11 protein-coding genes are annotated in these 15432 nt (G+C 60.3%); 6 read left to right on the forward strand and 5 right to left on the reverse strand.

From position 1 onward, the window contains the following. On the forward strand, positions 1–1330 hold a 1330-nt coding region (locus GIW48_RS21345; protein WP_236490678.1), incomplete at its 5' end, for an ATP-binding protein. A 4-nt stretch (positions 1331–1334) separates the two neighbouring features. On the opposite strand, the gene GIW48_RS21350 is transcribed toward GIW48_RS21345, so the two are convergent. From GIW48_RS21350 to GIW48_RS21365, 4 genes are all read right to left on the reverse strand, one after another. After that, the gene (locus tag GIW48_RS21350; protein WP_017139123.1) at positions 1335–2501 is read right to left on the reverse strand and encodes a GGDEF domain-containing protein; all 1167 of its coding nucleotides are present in this window, start codon (positions 2499–2501) and stop codon (positions 1335–1337) included. A gap of 51 nt (positions 2502–2552) precedes the next feature. Next, positions 2553–4790 carry a 1,4-alpha-glucan branching protein GlgB gene (glgB, locus tag GIW48_RS21355; protein WP_017139124.1) on the reverse strand — a complete coding sequence of 746 codons (2238 nt, stop codon included), beginning with the start codon at positions 4788–4790 and terminating at the stop codon, positions 2553–2555. Beyond that, positions 4787–8134: a maltose alpha-D-glucosyltransferase gene (gene treS, locus GIW48_RS21360; protein WP_236461589.1), complete on the reverse strand. Its 3348-nt coding sequence runs from the start codon at positions 8132–8134 to the stop codon at positions 4787–4789. Before treS ends, glgB begins: the two co-directional genes overlap by 4 nt. Positions 8135–8301: 167 nt before the next feature. Then, positions 8302–10290 (reverse strand): alpha-1,4-glucan--maltose-1-phosphate maltosyltransferase, encoded by a 1989-nt coding sequence (locus GIW48_RS21365; RefSeq protein ID WP_138453127.1) that lies wholly within the window; start codon positions 10288–10290, stop codon positions 8302–8304. 203 nt (positions 10291–10493) lie between these two features. Between GIW48_RS21365 and GIW48_RS21370 the strand changes: the two genes are divergently transcribed. Further along, on the forward strand, positions 10494–10661 hold the full coding sequence (locus GIW48_RS21370; protein ID WP_017139127.1) for a hypothetical protein: 168 nt from the start codon (positions 10494–10496) through the stop codon (positions 10659–10661). Positions 10662–10839: 178 nt separating this feature from the next. Then, positions 10840–11388 (forward strand): hypothetical protein, encoded by a 549-nt coding sequence (locus tag GIW48_RS21375; protein WP_017139128.1) that lies wholly within the window; start codon positions 10840–10842, stop codon positions 11386–11388. A gap of 8 nt (positions 11389–11396) precedes the next feature. Here GIW48_RS21375 and GIW48_RS21380 read toward each other — a convergent pair whose 3' ends face one another. Next, positions 11397–11894 (reverse strand): MgtC/SapB family protein, encoded by a 498-nt coding sequence (locus GIW48_RS21380; RefSeq protein WP_017139129.1) that lies wholly within the window; start codon positions 11892–11894, stop codon positions 11397–11399. A 120-nt stretch (positions 11895–12014) separates the two neighbouring features. On the opposite strand from GIW48_RS21380, the gene GIW48_RS21385 reads away from it, so the two are divergent. The 3 genes from GIW48_RS21385 to mapR all read left to right on the forward strand — a co-directional run bounded on the left by GIW48_RS21385 (position 12015) and on the right by mapR (position 15412). Beyond that, positions 12015–12254, forward strand: a complete 240-nt coding sequence (locus GIW48_RS21385) for a DUF3203 family protein (protein ID WP_017139130.1) — start codon at positions 12015–12017, stop codon at positions 12252–12254. 184 nt (positions 12255–12438) lie between these two features. Then, positions 12439–13848 carry a cytochrome c oxidase accessory protein CcoG gene (gene ccoG / locus GIW48_RS21390; RefSeq protein ID WP_099548274.1) on the forward strand — a complete coding sequence of 470 codons (1410 nt, stop codon included), beginning with the start codon at positions 12439–12441 and terminating at the stop codon, positions 13846–13848. 154 nt (positions 13849–14002) lie between these two features. Continuing rightward, positions 14003–15412 carry a GntR family transcriptional regulator MpaR gene (gene mapR, locus GIW48_RS21395; RefSeq protein ID WP_170038425.1) on the forward strand — a complete coding sequence of 470 codons (1410 nt, stop codon included), beginning with the start codon at positions 14003–14005 and terminating at the stop codon, positions 15410–15412. The last annotated feature ends 20 nt before the right edge of the window (positions 15413–15432 follow it).

Genomic DNA, 15432 nt, shown 5'->3' on the forward strand with positions numbered 1-15432 from the left:
CGATAAAGTCCCACGGCTGTGGTCGAGCTACGACCTGGCTTTGCTGCGCGAAGTCACCGAGCGCTCCTGGGCGCATATCGAGCGCGTGCGCGCCGATGCCCATGTGCGTGAAGGGCTGGCAGCCTTTGCCGAACTCAACACCACCCTGGAGCAGCGTGTCGAAGAACGCACCCTGGCGCTGGCCCAGGCCGAAGCCGCTCTGCGCCAGTCGCAGAAACTCGAAGCCATCGGCCAGTTGACGGGCGGTGTGGCCCATGACTTCAACAACCTGCTGACCATCATCCGCTCCTCGGTGGATTTTCTACGCCAGCCGGGGTTGTCCGAAGAGCGCCGCCAACGCTACATGAGCGCGGTGTCCGACACTGTCGAGCGGGCCAGCAAACTCACCAGCCAACTGCTCGCCTTTGCCCGCCGCCAACCGCTGAACCCGGAAGTTTTCGATGTAAGCCTGCGGGTCAAGAACATCGGCGAGATGCTCGAAAGCCTCACCGGTGCGCGTATCCGCGTGCAGTTGGAGTTGCCGCAGCGACCGTGCCATGTGCGCGTCGACTCCAGCCAATTTGAAACCGCCCTGATCAATATCGCGCTCAATGCCCGCGATGCCATGGAAGGTCAAGGCACCCTGACCCTGCGCGTCGCCCACATTGCCAGACTGCCGCGTATCCGTGGCGATGCCGAATCAAACCAGCCTTTTGTGAGCATTGCCTTGGCCGATACCGGCAGCGGCATTGCCGTTGACACCGTCGAGCGCATTTTCGAACCCTTCTTTACCACCAAGGCGGTGGGCAAAGGTACCGGGCTTGGCTTGTCCCAGGTGTTCGGGTTTGCCAAACAGTCCGGTGGCAACGTCGACGTCACCAGCAACCTCGGCCAGGGCAGCGTGTTTACCCTGTATCTACCCGAGGCCGAGCCTGTGGCGGTGCAGGCCTGCCCGGTCCAGGAAGATCAGAGCCCGCTGCCCGCCACTGCGGCGCGCCACATCCTGATAGTCGAAGACAACCTCGAGGTCGGCCGCTTTGCCAACCAGATCCTGCAGGACCTGGGTTACCGCACCACCTGGGCCACCCATGCCGAGCAGGCACTGGCACTGGCCGGCCCGGACGGCATGGCGTTTGACGCGATTTTCTCGGATGTGGTGATGCCAGGCATGACCGGCGTGGCCATGAGCAAACTGCTGCGCCAGCGCCGCCCCGACTTGCCGGTGGTGCTCACGTCAGGCTACAGCGAAGAACTGGCCGACAGCGGTTATGAAGGCTTCGAATTCCTCCCCAAGCCCTACTCCGCCGACCAAGTGGCGCGGGCATTGGCCAGGTCGATGCTCAATGAGTGAGGCGCTACTGCGCGACGGCCACCTGATTACGCCCCATAGCCTTGGCGCGGTACAGCGCTTTGTCGGCGTTGTTCATCAGGCTGTGCAAGTCCTGATCAAGGCTGCGGGTAGTGGCCACACCGAGGCTGGCGGTCAAGCCCTTCACCGGTTCACAGGTCAGGCCCGAAATCGCCTGGACCAGTTGCTCGGCGATGCCTCGCGCGGTTTCCAGTGAGGTGTTGGGCAGCAACACCGCGAATTCTTCACCACCGAGCCGACCATAAACATCGGCCTGGCGAAACGACGTGCTGATCACCCCGCCAATCTGGCGCAACACCTGGTCGCCGGCCTGATGGCCGTAGGTGTCGTTGATGTCCTTGAAATGGTCCATGTCCATCATCAACGCGCTCAGCGGCTGCTGGTGGTGGTGGCAATGCGCGTACAGCAGGTGGGCCTGTTCGAAAAACGCGCGACGGTTCATCAGCCCGGTGAGCTCGTCGGTCTGGGCAGCACGCGTGGAGATATGGTGAGCACGTTCCATCTGTCGGGTCAGTCGGAAGGCTTTTTCCAGCGCATCCGACAGCTTGCGCGTGGCACTGACCACAAAGGTCGAGAACACCAGCACCGCAATCGCCACACCTACTTGCATCGGCGCCGGCTGGAACAGCAACCACAGGGTGCACGGCAACAGTACCAGCGCCATGGAGCCCAGGGTCATATAGCGATAGGCCGAATAACACGAAACCGCGCTCACTGACATGCCCACGGTAAACAGCATGACCAGCACCTGGGAAACACGATCATCCGTCGGCATCACGGCCAGGGCGCCGAGGCCCCAGGTGCCGGCTGACAGCATCAGCGTGACCCAATAGCGGCGTTCCCAGCGCCGGGGCGTGCGCTCGCTGTCGGGGCAGCGAAACCAGTCGGTGAACAGTTTGACGCGCACCAGCGATGTCACCGCCAGCAACCCCAGCCAGACCAGCATGACCTTGTGGTCAAACCGGCCCCAACACAGCCAGCAGAGCATGACAGCGCCCAGGTAGCTGCCGAAAATAGCCGAGAACGATTGGCGAAACAGCTGGTGCAAACGGTCGGTTCGCACCTGCTGTTCGATGAGTTCATCCGGGTCTTGCCCACGCCCAAGGCCGTTCATGAAATGCGCCTGCTTCGACTGCCACGACAAAGGCGCCATTGTGGCACCCTGCCAGTAGTGCGGACAACAGAATCCACCACACTAGAGCCGTTACAGCGCTTGCGGGCGAAGAATCAACACGCCCAAAGGCGGCAGATTCAGCGACAGCGACACCGGCTGCCCATGGCGCGGCTCCTCTTGGGTGAGCACTTCGCCGCCGTTGCCATAATTGGAGCCGGCATAGGTGTCGGCATCACTGTTGATCACCTCGCTCCAGCGCCCGGCAAACGGTACGCCGACCGCGTAGCCCTCACGCGGCACCGGGGTGAAGTTGGCCACCACCAGCACCGGTTTGCCGTCCTTGCTCCAGCGTAGCCAGGCATAGACACTGTTGATCGCATCGTCGCCAATCAACCACTGGAACCCTTGGGGCGCATCGTCCTGCTCATGCAGCGCCGGTTCCTCGCGGTACAGGCGGTTAAGGTCACCGACCAGTTTCTGCACGCCTCGGTGTTCGGGGTATTGCAGCAAGTACCAATCCAACTGCTGGTCGTGGTTCCACTCGCGCCATTGGCCGAATTCGCAGCCCATAAACAGCAGCTTCTTGCCGGGGTGCATCCACATAAAGCTCAGGTAGGCGCGCAGGTTGGCGAATTTCTGCCAGCGATCGCCGGGCATCTTGTCGATCAGTGAATGCTTGCCGTGCACCACTTCATCGTGGGAGATCGGCAGGATAAAGCGTTCGGACCACGCATACACCAGGCCGAAACTCAGCTCATTGTGATGATGGGCGCGGTACACCGGGTCTTGCTGGATGTAGTGCAGCGAATCGTGCATCCAGCCCATGTTCCATTTGTAGTTAAAACCCAGGCCGCCCTGCTGCGTGCTCTGGCTGACGCCCGGCCAGGCTGTGGACTCTTCGGCAATCACCAGCGCGCCCGGCGCTTCCAGCGCGACCACATCATTGAGATGGCGCAGGAAGTCGATGGCTTCCAGGTTCTCGCGGCCGCCATGGCGGTTCGGCACCCACTCACCGGCTTTGCGCGAATAATCGCGATACAGCATTGAGGCCACGGCATCTACGCGCAAACCGTCGATGTGGAAGTGCTTGAGCCAATGCAACGCCGAAGCGAGCATAAAGCCGTGCACTTCGGTGCGGCCCAGGTTGTAGATCAGCGTGTCCCAGTCCTGATGGAAGCCTTCCAGCGGGTTGGCGTATTCGTACAAGGCCGTGCCGTCGAACTGCGCCAGGCCGTGGGTATCGGTGGGGAAATGCGCCGGCACCCAGTCCAGAATCACACCAATGTCGGCCTGGTGCAGGGCGTTGACGAAAAACCCGAAGTCCTCCGGCGAGCCAAAGCGTGCGCTCGGCGCAAACTGCGACAGCGCCTGGTAACCCCAGGAGCCACCGAACGGGTGCTCCATGATCGGCATCAGCTCGATATGGGTAAAGCCCAATTGCTGCACATAAGGAATCAAGCGCTCGGCCAGTTCGCGCCAGCCATATTGGCGCGACACTTCACCGGCCTCGTCGAGTTCACACTGCCAGGAACCGACATGCAGCTCATAAATGGATAATGGCGCCGAGGCCTTTTGCTTGTCGGCACGCGTCTGCATCCACTCATGGTCTTGCCAGTCCACCTGCAACGGCGCGGCGACTTTTGAGGCAGTGTCGGGCGGCAGTTGAGTAGCAAGCGCCATGGGGTCGGCCTTGAGCGGCAGAATCCCATGGGCGCCGAGAATCTCGTACTTGTAGGCCGCGCCCGTTTGCAGACGTGGGATAAAGATCTCCCACACGCCCGACGGATGCCGCAGTCGCATCGGATGGCGGCGGCCATCCCAGATATTGAAGTCACCCACCACCGATACGCGCCGCGCATTCGGCGCCCACACCGCAAAACGCACGCCTTGCACGCCGTCGACGCTGGTGACCTGCGCACCCAGGCAACTGCTGAGGTCACGGTGATTGCCTTCGGCGAACAGGTACAAATCCATCTCACCCAGCAGTAACTGGCTGAAGCTGTAAGGGTCTTCGGTGATCTGCTCGCCGCCGGCCCACTGGATCTTCAGCAGGTAGCCCTGGCGCGTGGAAAAATGCCCGACAAACAAACCCGGCACCTGGGTCGCGTCCAGGCTGCCGATGGCTTCACCGCTTTCGCGGGCCAACACCTGGACGCTCAAGGCTTCGGGCAGGAACGCGCGGATAAATTGCCCGCCCTGCTCGTCATCGTGCGGCCCCAGGATGGAAAAAGGGTCCGGGTGTTCCGCGCGCACCAGCGCTTCTACATCTTTGGGCGCCGGCATGGCGGTCAACTTCGCTTGCAGCGGTTCTCTCTGTGTAAAACTCATGACGTCTCCCCACCGCGTGCATTATTCGCTTGAGATAGCAGCCCGCTGAGTAAACCGTGCAGCCCTTGCAGGGGCACCGGCAACCAGGTCGGGCGATTTTCTGCTTCGTAAGCCACTTCGTACGCGGCCTTCTCCAGGCTGAACAACGTCAGCGCTGCGTCCTGCCCATTGGCATCCTGCCAGTCATGCGCCAGTGTAGACGTAGCCTGATGATAAGCCTGGATAAATGCCTTGCGCGCTTCACTCAGGTAACGGTCAGTCACACGCTGGCGGGCGGTATCCGCTTGCGGCGAGTGATCCACACCTTGCACATTCAGGGCCATGGCGGCGGCGTAATCAAACGAGCGCAGCACGCCACTTACATCTTTATACGGGCTGTGCTTGCCGCGCCGTTCATGCAGCGGGCGCGCCGGCTCGCCTTCAAAGTCGATCAAGTACGCATCGCCCTTGACCACCAGGACCTGCCCCAGATGCAAGTCACCGTGGACCCGAATGCGCAAACCGCCGGCCGTGGCTTTCGCCAGAGCCTGGACACTGCTGGCCAGCGCTTTTTTCTGCCCCAGCATTTCACTGACCAGCGCCTGATCGGCGGGGTTCAACTGGCTTTGATGAAGTTTTAACAACTGCAGCGCGCGGTCGATCTGCGCGCCGACGTCCTTGGCCCAGGCATGGGTGTCCTTGGCCGTGGTGGTCTCGGGCTTGAAGTCTTGGTTGGTGGTTTGTGCTGCCAGCACCCCGTGCATTTCGCCCAGGCGCTGGCCGAGTAAACCGGCAAAATCCTGCAGTTCACCCAAGGCGTTGTAATGCTGCTCCTGCTCGGAAATCGCTTGGGCCAGCTCGTCGCGAATCGCGCGCTCCAGGTTGTTCTGGGTCCAGCTCCAGGCGTCGCCCTGGTTGCTCAGGTAGCCTTGGGCAATCATCAGCAGGTTGTCCTGCCCCTCGCCATCGCGACGAATCATCGAGCCCAGCAACGGCGAAATATTCGGGTAATCGGCGGCCGTCAGGTAAGCGCTCATTTCCAGCTCCGGGTGCACCCCGGCGCTGACTTTGCGGATCAGCTTGAGCACCAGGCTCTCGCCCACCACCACCGAACTGTTGGACTGCTCGGCCGACAGGTAGCGCACCTGCGCCTCATCGGTCAGTTGCAGCGCGGCCAAGTGCGGCGTGGCTTCAAAACGCAAATCACCTTCGTGAGTAGTCAACACGGTGCCCGCCTGCAAACCCTGGATCACCGCCCGGATAAAGTGTTCCAGGCTAAAGGCATCGGTAACGAGCCCAACCTGACGCCCCCGGCGTACGCGGGCCAGCGCCAGTTGCTGGGGCAAGGCACTGGTGAACTGGTCTTCGGCTAAAAAGCCGAACGGCAATTGATAACGACTGACCTGGCCGCCGCTGGTCACCTCGACCTCACTGAGCAGCACCGGATGCTGCGGGTCGCCAAACCGCACGCCGTAGGCAATTTGCACCTGGTCGATGGCCGTGTCTTTACCGGCATACCAGCGCCGCTTGGGCAACCATGCCGGCAGCGAGGTGTGCTCCAGGGTGGTGCGGCACGGCTCGTCGAGTAACTCTTCCATGCGTTGTTTGAGCACCAGCGTGGTGAAATCCGGCATGCTCTGCGCCGGCTCCACATGCCAGCTGGGCATCTGGTTTTCGGCCGCCAGCACAAACCAATAGAAACCATACGGCGCCAAAGTCAGCAGGAAATTCAGCTGGCCGATGGGCGGGAACGCGTTACCGCCGAGCATCTCCACCGGCACCATGCCGGCGAAGGCGGATAAGTCCAGCTCGGCCGCCTGGGCGCTGCGCGACACGTTGGCCACGCACAGGATGGTTTCCGTGCGGCCATCGTCGCCGGTGAACTCACGGGTATACGCCAGGATGCGGCGGTTGCTCGGCGAGAGCATTTTCAGGCTTCCACGCCCGAAGGCCTTGGACTGCTTACGCACCGCCAACATGCGCCGGGTCCAGTTGAGCAGCGAATGCGGGTCCTGGGCCTGGGTTTCGACGTTGACCGACAGGTAGCCATATTGCGGGTCCATGATCGGCGGCAACACCAGGCTGGCCGGGTCGGCGCGCGAGAAGCCGCCGTTACGGTCGATGGACCATTGCATCGGCGTACGCACGCCGTCGCGGTCGCCCAGGTAGATGTTGTCGCCCATGCCGATTTCATCGCCGTAGTACAACGTCGGCGTGCCGGGCATCGACAACAACAAGCTGTTGAGCAGTTCAACGCGGCGACGGTCACGCTCCATCAGCGGCGCCAGGCGCCGACGAATGCCCAGGTTAATGCGCGCACGGCGGTCGGCGGCGTAGTAGTTCCACAGGTAGTCGCGCTCTTTGTCGGTGACCATTTCAAGGGTCAGTTCATCGTGGTTGCGCAGGAAGATCGCCCACTGGCAGTTGGCGGGGATCTCCGGGGTCTGGCGCAGAATATCGGTAATCGGGAAACGATCTTCCTGGGCCAGCGCCATGTACATGCGCGGCATCAGCGGGAAGTGGAAGGCCATGTGGCATTCATCGCCGTCGTCGCCTTTTTTGTCACCAAAGTACAGCTGAGTATCTTCCGGCCACTGGTTGGCTTCGGCCAACAGCATGCGGTCGGGGTAATGCGCGTCGATCTCGGCGCGGATCTGCTTGAGCACGCCGTGGGTTTCCGGCAGGTTCTCGTTGTTGGTGCCGTCGCGTTCGATCAGGTAGGGAATCGCGTCCAGACGCAGGCCATCGATGCCCATGTCCAGCCAGTAGCGCATCACCGAGAGCACGGCTTTCATGACTTGCGGGTTGTCGAAGTTGAGGTCCGGCTGGTGCGAGTAGAAACGGTGCCAGAAGTACTGGCCGGCGACCGGGTCCCAGGTCCAGTTGGACTTTTCGGTGTCGAGGAAAATGATGCGGGTGCCGTCGTACTTCTGGTCGTCATCGGACCACACGTAGAAGTCCCGTGCCGCCGAGCCCGGCTTGGCCTTGCGCGCCCGCTGGAACCACGGATGCTGGTCGGAGGTGTGGTTGATCACCAGTTCAGTGATGACCCGCAGGCCCCGTTTGTGCGCCTCACTGATAAAGCGCTTGGCGTCGGCCATCGTCCCGTAGTCGCTGTGCACGCCACGGTACTCGGCGATGTCATAGCCGTCGTCGCGGCGCGGCGACGGGTAGAACGGCAGCAGCCAGATGGTGTTGACGCCCAGATCGGCGATGTAGTCGAGCTTGGCGATCAGGCCGGGAAAGTCGCCGATACCGTCATTATTGGAGTCGAAATAGGATTTGACGTGAACTTGGTAGATCACCGCGTCCTTGTACCAGAGCGGGTCTTTGATAAAAGTGGCTGGGGTGGGTTTCTTCGCCATTGGAAACTCCTGGAACACTGAAAATTGTGCAGAAGACATGCAATCAAGGTGGGAGCTGGCTTGCCTGCGATAGCGGTGGGCCAGCTAGCCTTTTCGGTGCTGACATACCGCTATCGCAGGCAAGCCAGCTCCCACCGTTGATCCCTGACAGTTAATCCCTGTCAGGCTCAGGAGACGGTGATACGCCAGATCCCGAATGGCATCTGCGGCTCGATGCGCATCCATTGGTTCTTGCCATACCAGGTCCAGCGATGGCCATTCATCAGGTCTTCGCCTTGGGTCTGGGCGTCGTCCGGCAGGCCCAGCTCCCACAGGGGCAATTCGAAATGGGCCTCTTGGGCGTTAAACGGGTCAAGGTTGACCGCCACCAGGATAAAATTGCTGCCGTCATCGCTGCGCTTGCCGAAGTACAGGATGTTGTCGTTCCAGGCGTTATAGAGCTTCAAGCCCAGATGGGTGTGCAGTGCCGGGTTCTGCCGACGAATACGATTGAGCTGGGCGACCTCGGCAATGATGTTGCCGGGCGCGGTGAAGTCCCTGGGGCGGATTTCGTATTTTTCCGAGTCCAGGTATTCCTCCTTACCCGGTACCGGCGCCGCTTCGCACAGTTCAAACCCCGAATACATGCCCCACAAGCCTGAGCCCATGGTGGCCAGGGCGGCGCGGATGAGAAAGCCCGGGCGCCCGGATTCGTGCAGGAAGCCGGGGTTGATGTCCGGGGTATTGACAAAGAAATTCGGCCTGAAGCACTCGCGCCACGGCGATTCGTTCAACTGTGTGAAGTACTCGCTCAACTCGGCCTTGGTGTTACGCCAGGTGAAGTAGGTGTAGCTCTGGGAATAACCGACCTTGCCCAAGCGCGCCATCATCGCTGGTGTGGTGAAGGCTTCAGCCAGGAAGATCACCTCCGGGTGCCTGGAGCGCACGTCACTGATCAGCCATTGCCAAAACGGTAGCGGCTTGGTGTGCGGGTTATCCACGCGAAAGGTTTTCACGCCCTCTTGCACCCAACCTATAACAATGTCGCGCAACTCGGTCCACAGGCTCGGAATAGAGTCGGCGGCATAGAAGTCGACGTTAACGATATCCTGGTATTTTTTCGGCGGGTTTTCGGCGTATTTGATCGTGCCGTCCGGGCGCCAGTTGAACCAGCCTGGATGCTGCTTGAGCCACGGGTGGTCCTGGGAGCACTGAATGGCAAAGTCGAGGGCGATTTCCAGGCCATGCTCGGCGGCGGCCTTGACCAGCCGGCGGAAGTCGTCGCGGCTGCCCAACTGCGGGTGTATGGCTTCATGGCCGCCCTCCTCGCTACCGATCGCATAAGGGCTGCCGGGGTCATCGGCGCCTGCGGTCAGCGAGTTATTCTTGCCCTTGCGATGGCTGCGGCCGATCGGGTGGATCGGCGGAAAATACAGCACGTCAAAGCCCATGTCATGGATCATCGACAGCCGCGCATGCACGTCATTAAAGGTGCCGTGGCGCGCCGGATCGTCGGTGACCGAGCGCGGAAACAGCTCGTACCAACTGGCAAATTGTGCGGCCTCACGCTCCACGTCGAGCGGGTATACGGTGCTGATGCTCAAGTAAGCGCGGTGGTCGGCCTGGGTCATCAAATGTGCACTGTCTTCGTGCAAGAACTGCGCGACCTGCTCGGTTTCCAGCAAGCCCGACAGCTCGTGGTGCAGCAGCATCAAGCGGTCGCGTAACTCATTGTCGCTGCGCTCGGCGGCCTGCAACACCAGGCTGCGGCCTTCCTGCAGCTCAAGGCTGACCGGCACACCGGCCTCATGTTTTTTGCGCAGTTCGTAGCAGAAGCTCGCAAAGGTATCAATCCAGGCTTCGATGCAGTATTCGTGCGGGCCTTGCTGGGCCACGGTAAACGCGCCCTCCCAGCCATTGTTGCCCACATCCGTCATCACTACGCTGTGCCAGCTTTCGTCCTGCAGCGGGCGCCAGCGGATCAGCACGGCGAGCTTGTCATGGCCGTCGGCAAACACCTTGCTGGTGACGGTGACGCGCTGGCCCACCACGGCCTTCACAGCAAATTCGCCGCCATCAATGACGGGCGTAGTGCTTTCAATCGCGATCCTTGGCAACAACAAGGCCTGGGACAGCGGCAATATGGAGTCTTCTGGAGTCAGTGTTTCAGCAGTCATCGAGCATCTTCCCCTTACGCCCTGTGGACGCTCTTTGCTTGATCCGAATTCTGAGACGGCGACGCTCTCCCTGAGCAGGGCCGTAATAGGTCCGAGCCTGGGCTGCGCTGAAAAGTTCAGGTGGATGTGCCGCCATTGGGCGGGAATCAAACCTGCCCGGCGGTTGTCCACCGATAGAGCAAAGCACAAAGGAGGCCACACCGATGAATATCCCGATCCCGGCTGAAACCCCGGACCCGAATATCGACAATCCAACGCTGCCGCCGAGTGAACCGGAACCGATCCCGGAGAAGGAACCACCGGAAAACCTGCCGCCCCCCGTGGAGGAACCGCCCACAACCATGCCGCCGGTGATTGTTCAACCTTGTTGATCAACGCCATCACTCACACGCGTACTCGCGTCAGGATGCCTGCCTTAAAAACGCATTAACCTGCGCGCACAGGTGAAATAGCCTACATCTCGCCTGTGCGCCTATTGCTACAGTCCCACACGCGCTTACTTGAGCACATTTCATTTACCCCCCTCTTAAACGCGAGCAGGTTAATACCATGTCGGACATTCACGTGAAGCAAAGCCGCCACCAACACGTACATTCAGACGTTTCCGTCAGCCGGCGTTATCTCACCGAGCTTAAAGCAAGCCTCACAGAGGAGGACATCGCCCAGGTTTTGCGTGCGCCCAACGACCTGAAGTCGCGTAAAGTCCTCAATGAAATGCGCATGCATTTCAGCCAGGAAAGTGTCGACTCCATGTTGAAAGAACCAGACGCCGAGGAAGTTGCTCACCTCCTGACGGACATCGGCAAGTTCCTGCAAAAAAATAGTGACGAGGCCTGCGTAAAATTATCCACCCAACTTTATTTCAGCGACTATCAGGCAGCCTATGACAAACAGAAAATCGCCTTACTGTTAAAGTTGATATCGGGTAAGGACGATTATGGCTTTCGCCATGTCTATGAGTTTTTCAAAGGCACGGCCGGAGCATTCGAGCACCTGAATGGGTGCGTGAAGGACACAGCCCAAACGGTGATGGATATGAACACCATCACCGAAGCGCTCAACCCAACACACATTAAATCAAGGATGAAGGCTCACTGATCATGGACTCAACGTTCCTTCTCGAAGAGCCTGACGACTTTGGGCATTAAGCCAAGTACAACGAGCGCCAGCAGTGTACTCAATACCGCCGTTGATTCACGCCCAACCCCTGCCGCCACGCCAATGGCGGCGGTCATCCACAACCCGGCAGCGGTGGTCAGGCCTTTGACGTGCTGGCCCTCTTCATCCTCCTTGCCCTTGAGGATAGTGCCGGCACCCAGGAAGCCGATCCCGGCGATAACCCCCTGCAAAACCCTGCTCATGGCGTCCGACTGGCTGCCTGACATCTGCGGCACCAGCACAAACAGTGCAGCGCCCAAGGCCACGAGCATGTGGGTGCGCACCCCCGCCGCCTTGCCCTTTTGCTCACGCTCAAACCCCAGGATACCGCCCAGGATCGCGGCGATAAGCAGGCGCACGGTTATCTGAGTGAGCTGCTTTGCATCAGCGATGTCAGCAAATTCTGCATGCAGGGTTTGAAGCACTTCTTGCCACCAGGCGTCCATGGTCGTTATCCGTTTTAGTGTGGTTAGACGATGGACAGCGCCGACCGCCAGTCAGTTGCCTGGAACACCTGGCACTGCGCGACGCCCTAACCCATGACTGCCCATAAAAAGGAGAGCACCATGCCTGTACGTATCGACAATCAAACGTGCTTTTTCAAGGTCGCTGACGACGGCCAGGAATACGCCCTGCCCGCCACGGGTGTGACGGTGAGTACCGACAGCGCCAAATCCATGTCTTTTGTAGAGTTAAAAGGCGATCGGGTCTACATCACTGAAGCCGAAGCGGACGCACTGACCGTCGCCGGTGCCAGGGACGGCCGCAAACACTTGAAGGCGACCGACAGTGATTCGGTGATTTGATTGATCTGTATCAAGCCGCGCACAAGCCAGCTGCACCCCAGGCGCTACGGGGTGCAGCACATTGTCACAGTGACGTATAAAAAGCCCATCTGATCCGCTTTTTATCGACCTACCTGAGTCTGTTATGCAAACAGCGTGAAGTTCATAGTTCATTGGCCTGATGGAGGCTGATGAGCGAACGACCATGAGCGAAAGAATCCCAACCGTGGACACCTTTGAGCCCATACACCCAAAGAAGGTGAAGGCCAAATCCAGTGACAACCTGATCCATACCCGCAGCTTCACCGGCGTGTTCCGCACTTTGCGTGTGGGCGGTGCCGCTGTGCTGTTCCTGGCGTTTTTTGGCACCGTGTGGCTGAACTGGTCCGGGCGCCAAGCCGTGCTGTGGGACTTGGCCGAAAGCAAATTCCACATCTTCGGTGCCACCTTCTGGCCCCAGGATTTCATCCTGCTGTCGGCGCTGTTGATCATCTGCGCTTTCGGCCTGTTTGCCATTACCGTATTTGCCGGCCGCGTATGGTGCGGCTACACCTGCCCGCAAAGCTCGTTCACCTGGCTGTTCATGTGGTGTGAAAAGGTCACCGAAGGTGAACGCAACCAACGCATCAAACTGCAAGCGGCACCCTGGAGTCTCAACAAACTGGCGCGGCGTTCGGCAAAACATACGCTATGGCTGGGTATCAGCGTGCTGACCGGGCTGACGTTTGTCGGCTACTTCACGCCAATCCGCCCGCTGGCCAGTGAGTTGCTGACCTGGCAGATGGGCGGTGTGAGCCTGTTCTGGGTGCTGTTTTTTACCGCAGCCACCTACATCAACGCCGGCTGGCTGCGCGAAGCGGTGTGCATGCACATGTGCCCGTATGCACGTTTTCAGAGCGTGATGTTCGACAAAGACACCCTGACCATTTCCTACGACGCGGCGCGTGGCGAAAGCCGAGGCCCGCGCAAACGCGAGGTGAAACCGGCGCAGGTTGGCCTGGGGGATTGCATCGACTGCCAACTGTGCGTGCAGGTGTGCCCCACCGGCATCGATATCCGCGATGGCCTGCAAATGGAATGCATTGGCTGCGCCGCATGCATCGACGCCTGCGATTCGATCATGGACAAGATGGGCTATGCCCGTGGTCTCGTCAGCTATACCAGCGAACATCAACTGCAAGGTGGCAAAACGCACCTGCTCAGGCCACGCCTGATCGGCTACAGTGCCGTGCTGCTGGTGATGATCGCCGCCTTGGTGGTGGCCTTGATTGAACGACCAATGGTGTCGCTGGACGTGACCAAGGACCGTGGCATGTTCCGTGAAAACAGCCAGGGGCTGATCGAAAACATCTACAGCTTGAAGGTCATCAACAAGACCCAGCAGCGCCAGGATTACCGCCTGGAACTGGTGGACGCCGAGGGCTTCCAGTTGCAAGGCAAGACCCGGCTCAGCCTGGCGCCGGGGGAAATCAGCGATGTGCCGGTGTCGGTGGCGTTGCTGGCCGATAAACCGGCGAGCAGCTCGCAGACCTTGCGCTTCAAGGTTGTGGATGTGGATGAACCGTGGATTTACAGTGCAGCGGACAGTCGCTTTGTGGCGCCGTTGAATCGTTGATATCCAACACACAGAAGATCAAGTGTGGGAGCTGGCTTGCCTGCGATGGCGCCCGGTCTGGCACGGATGATGTTGAATGTGCCACCGTCATCGCAGGCAAGCCAGCTCCCACATTTTGCCCTGCGAACACTATTGGAAAGTTAATCAGGCCGCCATGAAACGCTACGAAAAATTTGCCGACGACATCGCAGAACTGATTCGCTCCGGCGTCCTCGGCCCTGGCCAGCGAGTGCCCTCAGTGCGCTATGCCAGCCAGACCTATGGGGTCAGCCCGTCCACGGTGTTCCAGGCTTACTACCTGCTCGAACGCCGTGGCCTGATTCGTGCGCGGCCGCGCTCCGGCTACTTCGTCAACACTCACGCGCCCAGCCCGTTTTCCGAGCCGGTGGTGAGTGAACAGGTGCACGAGTCCACCGAAGTCGATGTGAGTGAGTTGGTGTTCTCAGTGCTCGACTCCATCAAAGACCCCAACACCGTACCGTTCGGCTCGGCCTTCCCCAGCCCCATGTTGTTCCCGTTGCCACGCCTGGCGCGCTCGTTGGCCAGTGCCGGCCGTGAGATGGACCCGCGCCTGGTGGTCACCGACATGTCGCCGGGCAACCCGCAACTGCGCCGGCAGATCGCCCTGCGCTACATGGTGGGCGGCCTGATGCTGCCGATGGAAGAGCTGCTGATCACCAACGGCGCCCTGGAAGCGCTGAACCTGTGCCTGCAAGCGGTGACCGAGCCGGGCGACCTGGTCGCTATCGAAGCCCCGGCGTTCTATGCCTGCCTGCAAGTGCTCGAACGCCTGAAGCTCAAGGCGGTGGAAATCCCTGTACACCCGCGCGATGGCATCGACCTCAATGCCCTGGCGCAAACCCTTGAGCGCTACCCGATCAAAGCCTGCTGGACCATGACCAGCTTCCAGAACCCCATGGGCGCCACGCTGCCAGAGGCGAAAAAACAGGCGCTGGTGGAACTGCTGCGCAGCCATCAAGTGCCGATGATCGAGGACGATGTGTACGCCGAGTTGTATTACGGGCAGCACGCGCCAAAACCGGCCAAGGCCTTCGACACTGAAGGGCTGGTGATGCACTGTGGTTCCTTCGCCAAGAGCCTGGCACCTGGCTATCGCGTCGGCTGGGTAGCGGCCGGGCGCTATGCGCAGAAGGTTGAACGCCTGAAGCTGATGACTTCGCTGTGCCCCTCGATGCCGGCCCAGGCGGCGATTGCGGACTACCTGCAACACGGCGGCTATGACCGGCACCTGCGTAAATTGCGCTACGCCCTGGAAGAACAGCAGAGCGCCATGCTGGCCGCCATCGCGCGCTATTTCCCGGCACAGACGCGGGTCAGCCAGCCGGCTGGCGGCTATTTCCTGTGGCTGGAACTGCCGGAGCAAACCGATTCGTTGAAGCTGTTCCAAATGGCCCTGGCCCAGGGCATCAGCATTGCGCCGGGGCCGATTTTTTCGGCGACCCAGCGCTTCAGAAATTGCATTCGCTTGAACTACGGCAGCCCGTGGACCGAGGCATCGGAAACGGCCATGGAAACACTCGGGCGCATTGTGCGGTCCTTCTAGGCTCGGTTGTTGCCTTATCT

It is taken from the genome of Pseudomonas sp. PA-6-3C (genome assembly GCF_021605825.1).
Lineage (GTDB): Bacteria > Pseudomonadota > Gammaproteobacteria > Pseudomonadales > Pseudomonadaceae > Aquipseudomonas > Aquipseudomonas edaphica.